The sequence below is a fragment of the Streptosporangium sp. LJ11 genome (genome assembly GCF_051918945.1).
Classification (GTDB): domain Bacteria; phylum Actinomycetota; class Actinomycetes; order Streptosporangiales; family Streptosporangiaceae; genus Streptosporangium.
Genome location: NZ_JBPXMB010000028.1, coordinates 52,761 through 68,905, shown reverse-complemented (window position 1 = coordinate 68,905; position 16,145 = coordinate 52,761). Strand labels below are relative to the sequence as shown.

13 protein-coding genes are annotated in these 16,145 nt (G+C 71.7%); 5 read left to right on the top strand and 8 right to left on the bottom strand.

Features of this window, described 5'->3' with window-relative positions:
* Positions 1-5: 5 nt before the first annotated feature.
* Complete coding sequence (locus ACTOQ3_RS34385; RefSeq protein ID WP_440087648.1) at positions 6-2,120, bottom strand: ATP-binding protein; 2,115 nt, start codon at positions 2,118-2,120, stop codon at positions 6-8.
* 210 nt (positions 2,121-2,330) lie between these two features.
* Here ACTOQ3_RS34385 and ACTOQ3_RS34380 point away from each other — a divergent pair, with 210 nt between their 5' ends.
* Positions 2,331-2,498 carry a hypothetical protein gene (locus ACTOQ3_RS34380; RefSeq protein WP_362682527.1) on the top strand — a complete coding sequence of 56 codons (168 nt, stop codon included), beginning with the start codon at positions 2,331-2,333 and terminating at the stop codon, positions 2,496-2,498.
* A gap of 83 nt (positions 2,499-2,581) precedes the next feature.
* On the opposite strand, the gene ACTOQ3_RS34375 is transcribed toward ACTOQ3_RS34380, so the two are convergent.
* A complete protein-coding gene (locus ACTOQ3_RS34375; RefSeq protein WP_440087647.1) occupies positions 2,582-3,535 on the bottom strand; it encodes an ABC transporter permease in 954 nt (317 codons plus the stop codon).
* A complete protein-coding gene (locus ACTOQ3_RS34370) occupies positions 3,532-6,261 on the bottom strand; it encodes a CocE/NonD family hydrolase (protein WP_440087646.1) in 2,730 nt (909 codons plus the stop codon). Before ACTOQ3_RS34370 ends, ACTOQ3_RS34375 begins: the two co-directional genes overlap by 4 nt.
* A 217-nt stretch (positions 6,262-6,478) precedes the next feature.
* Between ACTOQ3_RS34370 and ACTOQ3_RS34365 the strand changes: the two genes are divergently transcribed.
* Entirely contained in the window at positions 6,479-7,639 is a 1,161-nt protein-coding gene (locus ACTOQ3_RS34365) for a hypothetical protein (RefSeq protein ID WP_440064424.1), read from the top strand.
* Here the strand turns inward: ACTOQ3_RS34365 and ACTOQ3_RS34360 are convergent.
* Both ACTOQ3_RS34360 and ACTOQ3_RS34355 read right to left on the bottom strand, forming a co-directional pair.
* On the bottom strand, positions 7,597-8,628 hold the full coding sequence (locus ACTOQ3_RS34360; protein ID WP_440087645.1) for a copper resistance D family protein: 1,032 nt from the start codon (positions 8,626-8,628) through the stop codon (positions 7,597-7,599). The two genes, ACTOQ3_RS34365 and ACTOQ3_RS34360, sit on opposite strands and share 43 nt — an antisense overlap.
* Entirely contained in the window at positions 8,625-9,212 is a 588-nt protein-coding gene (locus ACTOQ3_RS34355) for a copper resistance CopC family protein (RefSeq protein WP_440087644.1), read from the bottom strand. The genes ACTOQ3_RS34360 and ACTOQ3_RS34355 overlap by 4 nt, the downstream gene beginning before the upstream one ends.
* A 628-nt stretch (positions 9,213-9,840) precedes the next feature.
* Between ACTOQ3_RS34355 and ACTOQ3_RS34350 the strand changes: the two genes are divergently transcribed.
* The 3 genes from ACTOQ3_RS34350 to ACTOQ3_RS34340 all read left to right on the top strand — a co-directional run bounded on the left by ACTOQ3_RS34350 (position 9,841) and on the right by ACTOQ3_RS34340 (position 13,727).
* On the top strand, positions 9,841-11,367 hold the full coding sequence (locus ACTOQ3_RS34350) for a condensation domain-containing protein (protein WP_440087643.1): 1,527 nt from the start codon (positions 9,841-9,843) through the stop codon (positions 11,365-11,367).
* The gene (locus tag ACTOQ3_RS34345) at positions 11,354-12,631 is read left to right on the top strand and encodes an MFS transporter (RefSeq protein WP_440087642.1); all 1,278 of its coding nucleotides are present in this window, start codon (positions 11,354-11,356) and stop codon (positions 12,629-12,631) included. The genes ACTOQ3_RS34350 and ACTOQ3_RS34345 overlap by 14 nt, the downstream gene beginning before the upstream one ends.
* Positions 12,632-12,797: 166 nt before the next feature.
* Positions 12,798-13,727, top strand: a complete 930-nt coding sequence (locus ACTOQ3_RS34340; RefSeq protein WP_440087641.1) for a DMT family transporter — start codon at positions 12,798-12,800, stop codon at positions 13,725-13,727.
* On the opposite strand, the gene ACTOQ3_RS34335 is transcribed toward ACTOQ3_RS34340, so the two are convergent.
* From ACTOQ3_RS34335 to menC, 3 genes are all read right to left on the bottom strand, one after another.
* The gene (locus ACTOQ3_RS34335) at positions 13,672-14,274 is read right to left on the bottom strand and encodes a TetR family transcriptional regulator C-terminal domain-containing protein (protein ID WP_440087640.1); all 603 of its coding nucleotides are present in this window, start codon (positions 14,272-14,274) and stop codon (positions 13,672-13,674) included. The genes ACTOQ3_RS34340 and ACTOQ3_RS34335 overlap by 56 nt on opposite strands.
* A 315-nt stretch (positions 14,275-14,589) precedes the next feature.
* Positions 14,590-14,835: a hypothetical protein gene (locus ACTOQ3_RS34330; protein WP_440087639.1), complete on the bottom strand. Its 246-nt coding sequence runs from the start codon at positions 14,833-14,835 to the stop codon at positions 14,590-14,592.
* A 196-nt stretch (positions 14,836-15,031) separates the two neighbouring features.
* Positions 15,032-16,132 (bottom strand): o-succinylbenzoate synthase, encoded by a 1,101-nt coding sequence (menC, locus tag ACTOQ3_RS34325; protein WP_440087638.1) that lies wholly within the window; start codon positions 16,130-16,132, stop codon positions 15,032-15,034.
* Between the last annotated feature and the right edge of the window lie 13 nt (positions 16,133-16,145).

Here is a 16,145-nt window from a genome sequence, read left to right as displayed (position 1 = left end):
CGAACTCAACCCCGGAGGACCTGGCCGTCCTCGTGGTCTCCGAGCGCGAGGACGATCAGCTCCTCCAGGTTCAGCTTCCTGCCCTGGGCGAAGGCCTTCTCGTGAGCCTCCTCGCCGAGGACGCGCTTGCACTCCTTGACGCAGCGGTCGTGCTCGGAGTTGAAGAACGGGGAGCCCAGCTGCGGCATCCCGAAGGTCCGCCAGTTGGCCTGGCCGCCGCCCATCAGCCGGGCGGCGAGCGCCGCCTGGCCGTCCTCCAGCGCCTGCTTGGCCACCACCTCGATCGCCAGGCCGATCCCGAGCACGTCGTGGAAGTAGCGCTTGAGCCGGAGCGCCTCGCGCGCGTTCGACATGGCCTCGGGGGAGCGGCCCATCGCCTGGTACACGCTGGCGAGCGCGTAGATGGCGTACGAGCGCAGCCACAGCTCGCCGCGCTGGGTGCAGACCGCGATGCAGTCGCGCAGCAGCACCTCGGCCTCGGCCGGCTCGTTCTGGATGAGCAGCACCATGGACAGCTCGACGATCGAGGGCAGCAGGCCCGGGTTGAGCTCGCGCCCGCTCTTGTGGAACTCGATCGCCACGCCCAGCAGCGCGCTCGCCTTCTGCAGGTCGTTCTGCAGGAACGCGGCCGTGCCGAGCATCTTGGTGGCCAGGATGACCGCGCCCGAGTCGCCGACCCTGACGGCGTCGGAGCTGCACTGCTCCGCCGCCTCGATGGCGCCGGTGATGTTTCCCTGCGCGCTGTTGATGTAGGACAGCACCCACAGGGCCTTGCACCGGTCGGGGCTCGGCTGGCGCGCCAGCTCCAGGGTCTTCTCCAGGTAGAGCCTGCCCTCGCGGGCCAGCCCGCAGGCCACCCACATGAACCACAGGGAGGACAGGAGCTTCAGCCCCGCCTGCACCTCGCCGGGGGTGCGCAGGCAGTGGTCGAGCGCGACGCGGATGTTGTCGTGCTCGTGGCGCATCCTGACGTACCAGTAGACCTGCCGGGCGCCCGACCAGGCTTCCTCGCTCCGCTTGGCCAGCTGCAGGTAGTAGTCGCGGTGCTTCTGCCTGATCGCGGCCGTCTCGCCGAGCTTGTCCAGCCACTCCTCGCCGTACTGCCGCAGGGTGTCGATCAGCCGGTAGCGGTGCCCCGAGGGCGTGCCGTCGCTCAGCAGGATCGACTTCTCCACCAGGCTGGAGATGAGCTCCATGATGTCCTCGGACGGGAGGTTGTCGCCCGAGCAGACGTAGCGGGCGGCGTCGAGCTCGAAGTCTCCGGCGAAGACCGACAGCCGCGCCCACAGCAGCCGCTCGGCCGGCTCGCACAGCTCGTGGCTCCAGCCGATCGCGGCCCGCAGCGTCTGGTGCCTGGGCAGCGCCGTGCGGCTGGCCCCCGCGAGCAGGCTGAACCGGTCGGCCAGCAGGCCGAGGATCTGCTCCACCGACAGGGCGCGCATCCGGACCGCGGCCAGCTCGATGGCGAGCGGGATGCCGTCGAGGCGGCGGCAGAGCTCGGCCACCGGGCCGACGTTGTACTCGTCCAGCATGAAGTTGGGCACCACCGCGCTGGCCCGCGCGACGAAGAGCTGCACCGCCTCGTTGGTGAAGACGTCCTCGCCCGGGGAGTCGCCGGGAACGGCCAGCGGCGGGATGGTGACCGTGTGCTCGCCCCTGGCGTTCAGCGACTGGCGGCTGGTCGCCAGGATGGTCAGCCCAGCGGCGTTGCCGAGCAGGTCCTCGAAGAGGGCGGCGCACGCGTCGACCAGGTGCTCGCAGGTGTCGATGATCAGGAGGATCTCGCGGTCGCCCAGCCACTCGACCAGCGTCTCGTCCGCCGAGCGGGCGGACTGGTCGGCGATCCCGAGGGCCGAGGTGATCGTGTGGCGGACCATGCCCGAGTCCTGGAGGCGGGCCAGGTCGGCGAACCAGACGCCGTCCTTGAAGTCGCCCCGCATCTGGTGCGCGATCCGCAGGGCGGTGCGGGACTTGCCGACGCCCCCGATGCCGGTCACCGTGACCAGGCGGTGCTCGCCCAGCCGCTGCCGGAGTGTGGTGAGCAACCTGGTGCGCCCCACGAAGCTGGTCAGCTCGTTGGGCAGATTGCCGTCTCGCCGCCATCCTGCTGGCGTTGTCATGGCGCCTCACGGGGGGATAGCCGGAACCTGCCACCGCATCGTACCGTCTGGGCTCCCGCCTGTCCCCGGCGTCGCGGGGTACGGGGCCGGGCTTTCAGGACGGCCGGGGAGGAAACGGATCCTCTCGGGGCCGGGCTTTCTCCGAGGGCGAAGGGCGACCTTTCCGCGAGAGGGAGGGCGCGGGCGGCGCGGGTGGCTAGCATGGAGCGCGTGACAGTGCGCGAACCCGATGACCTGCGTCCCGTCGATCTCGCCGACGACGGGCTGCCGATCCTGCCCGACCAGACCGCCGACGACACCGATCTCGGCTGGAGCGAGTGGCGCGAGGCCGACGACGACGCCCGCCTGATCGAGGACCGCCCTCCCCACTGGGGATGATCCCGCGGGCGGGGTCCCGCCGTGGGAACCCCGCCGGAGCCGCTCCGCCGTGAACGGCGCCGGGAGCCTCGCCGGGAGACGGGCTAGGAGACGACGTCCTTGACGCGGAAGCGGCGGAAGGCGAACGCGATCAGGATCGCCGAGTAGGTCACGGAGACGGCCACCCCCTTGAGCATGCCGTCGTACTCCGGCTGCGGGGCCAGGGCGTCCAGCCACGCGGTGTTCCAGAACGTCGGCAGAAACTCCCTGAGCCGGCCGAGCGCCTCGACCGCCTGCAGGATGTTGCTGACGATCACCAGGCCGACCGCCCCGCCGACCGCTCCCAGCGGGGAGTCGGTGCTGACGGAGAGCAGGAAGGCCAGGGCCGCGACCACGAACTGGCTGACCAGGGCGTAGCCGATCACCACCCCGAACCGGGGCAGCACGTCCAGGGCGGCGATCGTCTCACCGGTCCCCGGCACCCGGACGTCGTTCCACCCGAAGGCGAGGGTCCCGGCCAGCAGGGCCATCACCGGCAGGCAGATCACCGCCGCCGCCGAGTAGCCCATCGCGACGACCAGCTTCTGCCGCAGCAGGCGGTCGCGCGGGATCGGGGCGGCCAGCAGGTAACGCAGCGACGACCAGCTGGCCTCGCTGGCCACGGTGTCGCCGCAGAACAGCGCCACCGCGACGACCAGCAGGAAGCTCGCCGACACCGACAGGGCGAAGGCCGCGAAGTTCAGCCCGCCCTCGGTGGCCAGGTCGGAGATGCGCAGCGTGGTGGTGGGCTGCCCGGACCCGGCGCCGACCTTGAAGGCGATCACCAGGATCCACGGCAGCGCGAGCAGCAGGCCGAACATCACCAGCGTGCGGCGCCGCTTGAACTGCCGGACGATCTCCACGGCGAGCGGCAGCGTGCGCCCCGGCGCGTATCCGCGCGCCGAACCGTTCTCCGCGACGCCGTTCTCCGGGGCGCCGTTTCGCGCGGCGCCGTTTCGCGCGGGGCCGTCGCCCGTCGCGCCGGTCATGGTGCCACGGGCACCGTCGGTGTCGCTCACGCCTTCTCTCCGATCAGGTCCAGGAAGACGTCTTCCAGGCGGGTGCCGGAGCCGTTGACCGGGGTGCGGCTGCTCAGCAGCTCGGCCACGGTCCCGGCCGTGACGAGGCGCCCGCGGTGCATGACCACCACGTGACTGCAGGTCTGTTCCACCTCGGCGAGCAGGTGGCTGGAGACGATGACCGTGCGGCCCCCTCTGGCGTAGCGGATCAGGACCTCGCGCATCTCGCGGATCTGGGGCGGGTCGAGACCGTTGGTGGGTTCGTCCAGGACGAGCAGGTCGGGCAGGCCGAGCATGGCCTGCGCGATGGCCAGGCGCTGGCGCATGCCCTGCGAGTAGGTGCGGACGGCGCGGTCCAGGGCCTTGCCGAGGTCGGCGATCTCCAGGGCCTCGGCGAACCTGGCGTCCTCGGCGGGCCGGCCGGTCGCCTTCCAGTACAGCTCCAGGTTGTCGCGGCCGTTGAGGTGCGGCAGGAAACCCGGGCCCTCGACGAACGAGCCGAGCCTGGACAGGACCGGGGCGCCGGGCACCACCCGGTGCCCGAAGATCCGCACCTCGCCGCCGTCGGGTTTGATCAGGCCCATCAGCATGCGCAGGGTGGTGGTCTTGCCGGCCCCGTTGGGGCCGAGCAGGCCGAGCACCTGGCCGTGCTCGACGGTGAACGACAGGTCGTTCACCGCGAGCTCGCCGTTCCGGTACGCCTTGGTCAGGCCGTGGATCCGCAGCGGCACGGAGTCCAGCTCCGGGTCGTGCTCGTCGGCGGCGCGGCGGCGCCCGGCGAGCAGCAGGGCCGCCGCGAGGGCGAGGGAGAGCAGCGGCAGCGCCCAGATCCACCAGGCGGGGCCGGTCGAGGGGGTGCGCAGGGTGGCGTGGGTGGGGACGGTCACGGCCGGTGAGGCCAGGGCGACCTTGTAGACGGCCGGGGGCGCGGGGGTGCTGTAGCCGAGGTCGGTGGTGGTGAACGCGACGCGCAGCCGGTGCCCGGCCTCGAACCTGTGGTCGATGGCCGGCAGGGTCACGGTGGCCTCGCCGGAGCCGCCTTCGGGGATCGCGATCCTGACCGGGGCGACGAGCCCCTCGGGCAGGATCGGTGCCTGCGTCGCACCCGCGACGTCGTAGAGCTTGGCGAACAGCGTCACCTCGCCCGCCGCGCGCGTCCCGCCGCCTCCGGCCCGCGCCTCGGCGGCCCCCGCTTCCGCCTCGCCGGTGTCCGGGCCGCTCCCCGCGGCGTCACCCGCCGCGGGGGCGGACGGTTCGGGCGTCACCCGCACCCGTACGGTCGAGCTGCCGGTGACCTGGAGCGGGGCGGCCAGCGGAGCGGAGTCGAAGGTGGCGCTCTGGCCCGCCATGTCGATCGACAGGTTCGCGGTGGCACCTCCGCCGAGACCGCCGAAGCCGGGGACCGCGGAGATCGAGGCGGGGGATCCGCCGGGCGGGTTGGCCACCTGCTGGTCGGGCCCGCTGAGCGGTACGGAGGTCTGGCCGGTGCCGGACAGTCCCGGATAGCCGTCGGCGACGGCGTGCAGCTGGACCGGGCGCCGGGTGCCGGGGTCGCGTCCGCCGTCGCGGGTGACGGTGAAGGCGCCGCCCGCCTGGCCGGCCCCTCCGTCCTCCTTCAGGTGGCGGTCGAACCAGCCGAGCGTCCTGTCGTGCAGCCAGTCGACCTCGCCGTTGCCGCCGTCGTGGCCGCCGTCGAACCAGGCGACCTCCACCGGGGCGCCGGTGGCGGCGATCGCCCTGGCGTTGGCGTCCGCCTGGCCCAGGGTGAACAGCGAGTCGCGCTGTCCCTGCAGCAGCAGCGTCGGAACCTTGATCCTGCCGGGCACCGAGATCGGGCTGGACCTGCGCAGCGTCGCCACCGCGTCCGCCGTCGCCCGGCCGCTCTCCGCCACCTTCTGGTACATGTCACAGATCTCCGGCAGGAACCGGCCGCACCGGACCTCCTCCGCGGTGAGCGGCCGGGGCGGCGCGGACGGAGCCCCGGCCCCGTCCTCCCCGTCCTCCCCGTCCGCCTCACGGCCCGCGCCGCTCCCGCCGCCGAGGGCGGCCAGCCCGGCCGCGCCCGGCGCGGGACCGCCGCGGCTGAAGAACAGCCCGGCCCACATGCGCTTGAACACCCCGCTCTCCGGGCCCTGCCCGGTGGCGTTCGGGAACAGCGCGTCGGCCAGGTCGTACCAGGTGATCTGCGGGACGATCGCGTCGATCCTGGGGTCGTGGGCGGCGGCCATCAGCGCGATGGCCCCGCCGTAGGAGCCGCCCGCGACGCCCACCCGCGGGTCGCCCGCCGCGTCGAGCCGGACCTCGGGCCGCCTGGCGACCCAGTCGACCAGCTGGCGCACGTCCTTGACCTCGTAGTCGGGGGAGTTCAGCGCGATCTGCCCCGAGGAGCGGCCGAAGCCCCGCGCGGACCAGGTCAGCACGGCGTAGCCGCCCCGCGCCAGCCGTACGGCGGCGTCCTTGACGCTCTGCTTGCTGCCGCCGAAGCCGTGCGCGAGCAGCACGGCCGGAGCCCTGCCGCCTCCGGCCGGAGGGAAGAAGCTCGTGTCCAGCGTGACCCGCTGGTCGTCGCCCGGCCCGTCGACCACCGTGATCATCTGGTTCCGGGCCCGTACGTCCGGTTCGGACGGCCACACCAGCCAGACCGCGACACCGGCGACCAGCACGGCGATCACGGCGACCACGGTGATTCCCGGGCCCCGGACGGCCCGTTTTCCCCCACGTTGCATGACGAGAGCCTACTGATCGGAGCTGAGAGCCTCCTGAGACCGCTCTCAGGAGCGTTCCCGCCGGTCAGGCACGGGCGAACCGCCGGCGGGCCGCCGCGGCCGGCGGCGGAACCGAACGCGGGTGATCACCTGCGGGGCAGGAGGGAGGGAGTGGTCCCGATGCTCAGGGTTGTCCCCGATTGCGGAGCGAGGTAAAGGAGCGGCATCATTTCGACGCGTGAAGCCAGTAGAGAGCCTTCGAAGAAGAGCCACTCCCGTCCTTGAGTGGGCTCTGCCGTATTGGACGCGTGGGAAGGCCGGCAGGGAGACCCCGGAGGACCTGTTCAGGCTCCTCTATCTCGGGTGGCTGGTGGCTTTCTCGTTCAAGGTGCTCGGAGCGTCCTGGGACGTCTCCTGGCACTTCAAGTGGCTCCGCGACGACCTGGCCCCGCCGCACCTGCTCAACAGCGTCGGCACCGCCCTCGTCCTCGCCCTCACGATCATCCACGTCTACACCGGCTACGGCGTGGACAAACTCGCGCAGCGCCTCATCACCTGGGGCACGGGCGTCTTCCTGGTCGCGGTCCCGCTGGACCTGATCAACCACCGGATCAACGGGCTCGACATCACCTCGTGGAGCCCGTCCCACCTGATGCTCTACATCGGCACGCTCTTCATGGTCTGCGGCGTGATCCGGGGCTGGTTCGTCCGGGCGGTCCCGGGGCGGACGCGCACGCTGGTCCTCGGCGGGCTCTTCGTGTTCCTCTTCGAGAACGTCTGGTTCCCGGCCCAGCACCAGGAGTACGGCGTGTACGCCATCGCCGCCTGGGACCGGGGGGCGCCGGAGGCCGAGCCGATCCTGATCCAGTTCGCCGCCGAGCAGATCGGGCTGCCGGTGAGCGACAGGGCCGTGGCGCTCCACTTCGCGCTGCCCGTCCCCGACCAGCTCTACCCGCTCTACGCGGCGATGGCCGCCGTCATGGTGGCCGTCTACGCCCGCGCGATGATCGGCCGGATGTTCTCCGCCACCGCCGTGATCGGCGCCTACATCGTCTTCCGCACCCTGATCTGGCCGCTCCTGGCCGTGGCCGACTTCCCGCGCTCGGCGATCCCGGTCTTCCTGATCGCCGGGGCGCTCGCCGTCGACCTGGCGTTCCTGATCAGGATGCCCGTGGTGAGGGCGCTGGTCGGCTCCGTCGGCGCCACCCTCCTCATCGACCAGGCACTGCGCTTCCAGCACTCGATGTTCATGGCGCCGCCGCTGGTGCCCCCCACGACCATGCTGGTCGGGGGGGCCGGGCTCGCCGTCCTGTGGCTGGCCGCCGAATGGTCGTTCAGCCGTCACACGCTGCGGGCTCAGGACAGGGAGGCGCTGGTCAGCGCGACCGCGACCCCGTAGGCCAGCCCCATCACGGTGATCTCGGCCGCCGCCCACGCGACGACCGCCGTCGCCCGCCGCTCGGCGATGTGCGGCAGCAGGCGGAAGCGGATGTGGGCGGCGAACGGGATCAGCAGCGCCACGCACGCGACCTTGGCCACGACCAGCAGGCCGTACTCGTTGGTCAGCAGGGCCCCGGGCAGCTCGACCCCCGGGGTGAGGGCCATCGTGGCCAGGCCGTTCACCAGGCCGGAGAGCCCGACCACGACCAGGGCCAGGGTCGCCAGCCTGGAGAACGCCGGCAGCACCCGGGCCAGCAGCTCCCGGTCCGCGGCGACCAGCAGGACGACCGCGAGCAGGCCGCCGGTCCACGCCGCCGCGCCCATCACGTGCAGCTCCATCGAGATCATGATGGGGTCGTGCCAGGCCGAGTCGACCGCGTGGCCGGTGACCGGGATCGGCAGCAGCCCGAAGAGGGCGATCACGATCCGCAGCTCGGCCGGGACCTTCTCGCCGTACCGCACGGCCAGCAGCCCGATCCCGGCGTAGGACAGCGCGCAGGCGGCGCTGAAGAGCATGCCCTGCCCGGCGCCGACGCTGTCGACGTACTCGGCGATCATCCCGGGGGTGGGGACCGGCCCGGGGTTCAGCTCGGCCGTCTGGAACACGATGACCGCCAGAGCCAGCAGCGCCCACGCCCAGGCGAAGGTGACGGCCATCGGCCGGGCCCGGCGCATCACCGGCTCGGTGCCGTCCGGGTCGTCGAACCCGAGCAGCTTCGGCAGCAGGCTGAGCCCGACCACCGCCACCGCCGCCAGGTCCAGCAGCACCCGCAGCACCGGCAGCCCGTACTCCACCAGCGGTCCGGGGATCGCGATCCCCGGCACCGCCTCCTGGGGGGCGAGCGCCGTCGCGGCCAGCACGGCCAGCAGGGCCGCGGAGACGAACCCGCCGATCACGAGCCTCCTGGCGGTGCCGGCCTCGGCGACCCGCTCGGTGGTCACGGTCATCCCGTGCCCCCCTGCTCCCTCGTACGGCGCATCGCCACGACGGTGGCCCCGCCCAGCAGGACGATGGAGCCCGCGATCCACAGCACGGCCATCCCGGCCCCGCCGTTCTGCGCGGCCTCGGCGGCCTGGGCACCCAGATCGGGCTCCTGCGGCGCGGCGGCGGAGACCACCGGGGCGGAGGCGGCGGGCGCCTGAGCGGAGCCGCCGGAGTCGCCCCGGCCGGGGGCGGTCAGGGTGAACGTGATCTTGCTGGAGACCGGGTGGCCGTCGGAGGAGAGGATCCGGTAGCCGATCGCGTACACCCCGGCGGGGCCGAGGGGCTTCACGGCGACGCTGACCTTCGCCCTGTCGACGGCGGTCTTCCCGGCCTCCCACCGCGTGCCGTCCGGGCCGATCACGCTGATCTGTGCGAAGCCCTGCCGGACGGGCTGGTCGAAGGTGAGTGTGATCTTCTCGGGTCCGGTGGCCAGCTCGGTACCGTCCTTGGGGTCGCTGCTGATCAGCACGTTGTGGGCCTGCGCCGGGGCGACCGCGCCGAGCAGCGCGGCGGACGCGAGCAGCAGGACCGTGAGTAGCCGCCTCACCGGTCGTGGCCTTCCTTTGGGATCGTCATGACGAAGGACATGCTCCCACCCCGGCCTCCCGCCCGGGAATCGCGCTCGCGCGGGTCAGCCGCGCCCCTGCCCCGGGTCACGTCCCGGCGAGAGGGCCCGGGGACCTCCCGGCGGAGGGTAGGAGCCCGGGGGAACGGAGTCAATGACTAACAGGATGACAAACATTCAAAAAACGAAGAATATGCGGAGTTATCTGGTAAAAGCCCTTGAGGGATGGTTTGTTTGGATTTATCGGGATGGAAAACAACCGTGAAACCTTGACGAATTCGGCACGTGATCCTTAGCCTCGCTTCGAGCAGCGTCACCGATTCGCCGCGCTCGCGCGCGGCAGAGAAGGCGCCATTCGCCCACGCCGGTGTCGGGCCGCGGGCCTTCCCGATGGAAACGCCGCGCCGGGCACGAGATCCCTGGACGGATGCTCGTCGTCGACGCCCTGCTCGGGAACCGGTCGGGAAAAGTCAGCACAAGGGAGCCGCGGGGCCATTTGGAGGCCGCCGCGACAGGCCGGACGGAAGGCGTCTGAAATGTCGATGTCGCTGGTACACGGATGGGAAAGGGCGTCCCGCGCGGACGTCGTCGAAGAGATCGGCCGGACCCGATGACGGCCGGCCCCGCGCGGATCGGTGCGACGTCCGTGGAGTTCACCGGGGCGCGCGGCGGCGAGTCGCCGCTCAGCTGGGGCCAGCTGGCCATCTGGCGGCTCACCCGGTGGCTGGACGACGACGACCCGTACTTCAACATGCCCTGGGTGCTGCCCGTCTACGGCAGACGCGACCTCGACACCGTCCTGCGGGCGCTGCGCGCGCTCGTCGAGCGGCACGAGACGCTGCGGACGACGTACGAGGAGACGCCCGGCGGACTGGTCCAGCGCGTGGCGCGCCAGGGCCGGTTCACCGTCGAGACGTACGACGCCGGGGAGGCCAGACCGCTCGCCGCCGCCAGGGAGCTCTCCGTCCGGCTGGCCGCCACCGCGTTCGACTACGCGGCCGACCTGCCGTTCCGCTGCGCCGTCGTGACCGTCGACGGCCGTCCCAGGACGGTGGCCCTCACCCTGTCCCACCTGGCCGTGGACGGTGGGGCCCTGGAGGTGCTGGCGCGCGACTGGCGGGACCTGCTCGCCGGTGGCGAGATGGCAGCCCCCGGCTGGCAGCCGATGGACCAGGCCGCCTTCGAGCGCGAGGGGGCCGGCGCCGCCCGCGGCGAGCGGACGCTGCGTCACTGGCGCGCGATCCTGGAGCGGGCGCCCCTGAGCATGTTCGACTTCCCCCGCACGACGCCGGAGGAGCCGCGGTTCGTCAAGGTCGGCATGGAGTCGGCCGCCACCGCGGCGGCGGCCGAGGTGCTGGCGGCGCGCTGGTCGGTCAGCACGGCCAGCGTGCTGACCACGGCGAGCGCGGTGCTGCTGAGCGCGCTCACCGGCCACCGCGAGGTGGTCATGCAGCTCATCGTGGCCAACCGGCACGACCCCCGGGTCGCCGCCATGGCGGGCAGCGCCGTACAGGACGGGATCTTCGTCCTCGGCCTGCCGGGTGGAACGTTCGCGGACGCCGCCCGCGCCGGGCACCGGCAGGCGCTGACCGCCTACCGGAACGCGCACTACGACCCGTACCGGATGATGGCGCTGCGCGAGGAGATCGGCCGCGAGCGCGGGCGGCCCGTGGACCTGTCGGCCTACTTCAACGACGCGAGGACCGTCGGCCACTGGCCCCACCTGCCCGCGGTCGAGCCACCGGGCGACCCCGCCGCGATCGCCGCCCTCACCGAGCGGACCAGGACCTTCCACGTCGGATCCTGGCCCGAGGTGGACGCCACGGCCCTGTTCGCCACCGGCACCGCCACCAACACCTGCGAGCTGTACCTGATGGCCGACACCGCCTACCTGCCGCGTCCCACGGCCTACGCGCTGCTGCGCGGGCTGGAGACCCTGCTGGTCGCCTCCGTGGCCGGGGACGTCCCGCTCGACGAGGTCGCCGGGCTGTGCGGCATCGTCCCGGCCGAGCGCCCCGTCACCCGGCCCGGCGGCGGGGACGGGTCCTCCGGCGGCGCGCCCGGCACCGGCGCGGCGAAGGCCGCGAGGGACCCCGGAGCGCAGGGACCGAGGACGGTGGCCGGTGACCACGTCTGACCGCCACGTCGCGCCGGACGGCCGCGCGGCGCTCGCCGAGCCGACACGCAGGGTGGGACCCTGGTGGGTGGCCGGCATCTCGCTGGCCAACCTGGCGCTCTGGATGGCCTATTTCGGGCCGCTCCAGGTGCTGCTGCCCTCGCAGGTGGCGTCGATCGACCCGGTGGGCAAGGAGGGGTCGCTGGCGCTGGTGACCGGGGCGGGGGCCGCCGTCGCGATGCTCCTCAACCCTGTCGCCGGAGCGTTGTCCGACCGTACGGCCGGGCGGTTCGGGCGCAGGCATCCGTGGTCGCTGGGCGGGGCGCTGGTCGGAGCCGGGGCGCTGGTCCTGCTGGCGGGTCAGGGGTCGATCCTCGGCGTGGCGGCCGGATGGTGTCTCGCGCAGGCCGGGCTCAACGCGATGCAGGCCGCGCTCGGCGCGGGGGTGCCCGACCACGTTCCGGTCGGCCAGCGGGGTGAGGTCTCGGGCTGGATCGGGATTCCCCAGTCGCTCGGGGTGGTGCTCGCCGTGGTCCTGGTCACCATGGTCGCCACTACCACCGAATCCGGATATTTCTTGATAGCGGCGCTGGTCCCGCTCTGTGTGCTCCCCTTCGTCCTCACCACCCACGACCCCCGCCTGGCGGCCAGGCCGCCCTTCGAGCCCCGGGCCTTCCTGAGGGGGTTCTGGATCAGCCCTCGCAGCCACCCCGACTTCTTCTGGGCCTGGCTGACACGCTTCCTGATGCAGCTGGGCAACGCCGTCGCCACCCTCTACCTGCTGTACTTCCTCACCGACGCGGTCGGCTACGAGCGGCTCTTCCCCGGCGAGAAGGCCGAGGACGGCCTGCTCGTGCTGATCCTGATCTACACCGCGGCCGTCGTGCTCACCACCGTCGTCGCGGGTGTGATCTCCGACAGGCTCGGCCGCCGCAGGGCGCTCGTCACGGTCTCCGGCCTGATCAGCGTGGTCCCCGCGGTGATGCTCGCGTTCTGGCCCCAGTGGCCGGTGGCGACGGCCGGTGCCGCGATCATGGGGGTCGGCTTCGGCATCTACCTGTCGGTCGACAACGCCCTGGTCACCCAGGTCCTGCCCGCCGCCGAGGGGCGCGCCAAGGACCTCGGCGTCATCAACATCGCCAACTCCGGCCCCCAGGTGCTCGGCCCCGTCGTCGCCGGTCCCATCGTGGCCGGTCTCGGCGGCTATCCCGTCCTCTACCTGACCTCGGCGGCCCTCGCCCTCCTGGGCGCCGGCCTCGTCTGGAAGATCCGCTCGGTCCCCTGAGCGTCCGGCTCCCGGCGCCCACCCCGCGGAAAGGTCGGCGGAGGAGCCGGTGAGGGTATGAGGTCCCTCGTGCCGGTGTGGCGTCCTTCACTCAGCGTTGTATCCATGCCACTCCCGATTCGATCGGTGACCTTCCGGTCGCTGCGGGTGATGGAACCCTTCGGGTATGGCAGTGGTAGCTCCCCGGCCCGTCCTGGGAATCGTGCTTCTGATCTTCGTCAGCGCCGCGTGGGGATCGGCTTTCCCGCTGATGAAGGACCTCATCGTCCGCATGCCCGTGGCGGACCTTCTCGCCGAGCGGTACGGCATCGCCACCCTCGTGCTGCTCGCTCTCCGCCCGAAAAGCCTGCGGGGACTGTCGGAGAGCACCTGGCTGACCGGCATCCTGCTCGGCCTGCTGTTCGGCGTGGGCCAGACGGCCCAGGCGGTCTCACTGCACGATCTGCCCTCGTCGGTCTCGGGGTTCACGGTCGGCTCGTACGTGGTGATCACCCCGGTTCTCGGGCTGTTCCTGCTCGGGGCCAGGACCTCGGTCCGCGTCTGGGCGGCGGTGGCGCTGGCCATGGCCGCGATGACCGCGTTCACCCTGATGAGGGGGGCGGAGGGTGACATCGCCCTGCCCGCGCTGGCCGCCACCCTGCTGTCGGCGGTCCTGTACGCGGTCCACACGCTGGTGCTCGGCAACTCCGCCGAGGCGCGGCAGAACGCCTACGCGGTCACGGTGATCCAGCTCGGCACCATCGCCGTCATGACGGGGGTCCTCGCCGCGCCGGACGGCCTGACCCCGCCCGCGAGGCCGGGTGACTGGGCGATTCTCGGCCACCTGTCGATCGTGGCCTGCGCCCTGGGTTTCCTGGCCCGCTCCTGGGGTCAGGTCCACGTCTCGCCGGTCTCCGCCGCGGTGATCCTGTCGGCCCAGCCACTCTGGGTGACCGCACTCGCCGTGGCGCTGTACGGGGAGCCGCTCACCACGGGCGTATACCTCGGCGGGGGGCTGATCGCCCTCGCCATGCTCCTGGTCGTACTGCCCAAGGGGCTGTTCAGCTCAGTTCGGCGAGGGAGAGACCCAGTTCCGCCGCCGCGGCCGTCCGGATGAACTCGATCATCCGCGCCCGCGAGAGCACCCGCCGGTGTACCGTCACCTGCGTGGACAGGCCGTCGATGAGGGACATGACCCGCCAGGTCGCGCCCTCGGGGTCCGCGCAGGTGAAGATCCCCGCCTCCACGCCGTCGTCGATGATCGCGCGGAGGGCGCCCTTCCACCGCATGTCGATCCTGCGGGACATCTCCTCAAGCTCGGCGTTGCGCATCGACTCCGCCCAGGCGTCGATCCACAGGGCCCATGACTTGGACTTCCCGCTGGGCGGATAGAACCTGAGCAGAGCGCGCAGCCGGTCGAGCGGGGAGCCGCCCGACTCCTCCATCTTGACGAGCGCGTTCAGGTCGAGCTGGGCGGCGTAGGAGAAGGCCTGGGCGAACAGCTTCTCCTTGGTCTCGAAATGGTAGAAGAGCAGCGCCTGGCTGACACCGGCCGCCTGGGCGATGTCAGCGGTCCGCGTGTGACCGAACCCCTGAGCCGCGATGACATCGCAGGCGGTCCGGAGCAGATCTTCACGACGTAATCGCCCAAATCCCCTTGCCACAAGGGAACCCTAGCGGGTCACGGCGCGCCGGCAGGGGCAGGGGCGGGGGTCGGCGACCGCACTCGAGGTCCTGCGCCCGGAGGGGGATCGCCGTCCGGACCGGGGTGCAAGGGGATGCGCAGCACGAACCGGGCACCCCGCGTGCTGTCCTCCAGCCTCAGGAGGCCACCGTGCGTGCGGGCGATCTCCCCGGGGTACCGAGGGATGCGCACACCTCCCTGTCCTGCCTGACACTCGTCGCGGGAGGGGCGAAGTTCGCCATCCGGGGGGCGCCGACCAGGTTGGGGGTCGACGCGATGATCTCGTCCTTCGCGTTCAGCAGTTCAGCAGTTGCATGCCGTCGGTTTTTCCCGGCGGTACCACCGAAGGCAGTTGCCCACGCTTGGCCAGATGGACGCTCTGCAGCGCGGCGCCCGCCGCCTCCTCGGTCTTGAAACTGCCCGCCAGACCGTGAACGGAGAACGTCGCGATCGCGATGAGGGCGATTCCCGACACGACGGTCATGGAGACGGCGATCAGCGTCAGCCGGAGCCGTACGGACCACCTTCTCCCCGTGAACACGTCGCTCTCCAGCCATTCGACAAGGATATTAGGCAGATTAATTACCGTTTCAAGATGATTAATCGCCAAGGAGCGACAAACATCCTTATACCTATGTAAATAGGTATTCATTCGAATGAATATGAACTTTCGTGGATGTCAGTGCCAGTGCCAGTGCCACCCGCCGCCCCCGGCTCGTCTCCGCCGCCGTCCCGCCCTAGAGGGTGATCCATTCGGTGGAGGTGGTGACCTCCTCGAGGACGGCGGGGATGGGGTCGACGCCGATGCCGGGGGCGGCGGGGACGTCGAGGTGGCCGTCGTGGAGTTCGAAGGGCGGGGTGAGGTCGGTGGTGTAGTAGCGGCGGGAGGCGGAGGTGTCGCCGGGCAGGGTGAAGCCGGGCAGGGCGGCGAGGGCGAGGTTGGCGGCGCGGCCGATGCCGGTCTCGAGCATGCCGCCGCACCAGACGGCCAGGCCGTGGGCGCGGGCGAGGTCGTGGATGCGTCGTGCTTCGAGGTAGCCGCCGACGCGGCCGGGTTTGATGTTGATGATGGAGCAGGCGCCCAGGGTGATGGCGGCGGCGGCGTGGGTGGCCGATTCGATGGATTCGTCCAGGCAGATGGGGGTGGTGATCTTCTTGGCGAGGTGGGCGTGTTGCAGGAGGTCGTCGTGGGCGAGGGGTTGTTCGATGAGCAGCAGGTCCAGGGGGTCGAGTTTGGCCAGGTGGGGGGCGTCGGTGAGGGTGTAGGCGGCGTTGGCGTCGACTTGCAGGGCCAGGTCGGGGCCGAAGTGTTCGCGCACGGCGCGGGTGGGGGCGAGGTCCCAGCCGGGGGCGATTTTGAGTTTGACGCGCCGGTAGCCCTCGTGCAGGTACGCGGTGACGGCCTCGAGAAGTTCGGGAATGGTGGGCATGATGCCGATCGAGACGCCGGCGGGGACGCGGTCGGTGGCGGCGCCGAGATAGCCGGCCAGGGATTGGCCGCTGGTGCGCAGCTGGGCGTCCAGGACGGCGGTTTCCAGGGCGGCCTTGGCCATGCGGTGGCCTTTGAAAGGGTGCAGGGCGCGGTTCACGCCGTGGGCGTCGGTGTGGGTGGGCAGGGCGGGGATGAGGAAGCGGCGTAGCACGTCGGCGGCGGCGTCGACGTATTCGGGGGAGTAGAGGGGGTCGGACATGGCCACGCACTCGCCCCAGCCCTCGGCGTCAGGGGTGACGACGCGCACCAGGAGCACGTCGCGTTCGGTCTCGGTGCCGAAGGAGGTGCGAAACGGGGCGACCAGCGGCATCGCCACCCGCCGCAACTCGATACCGGTGATCCTCACGCTCTCTCTTTCC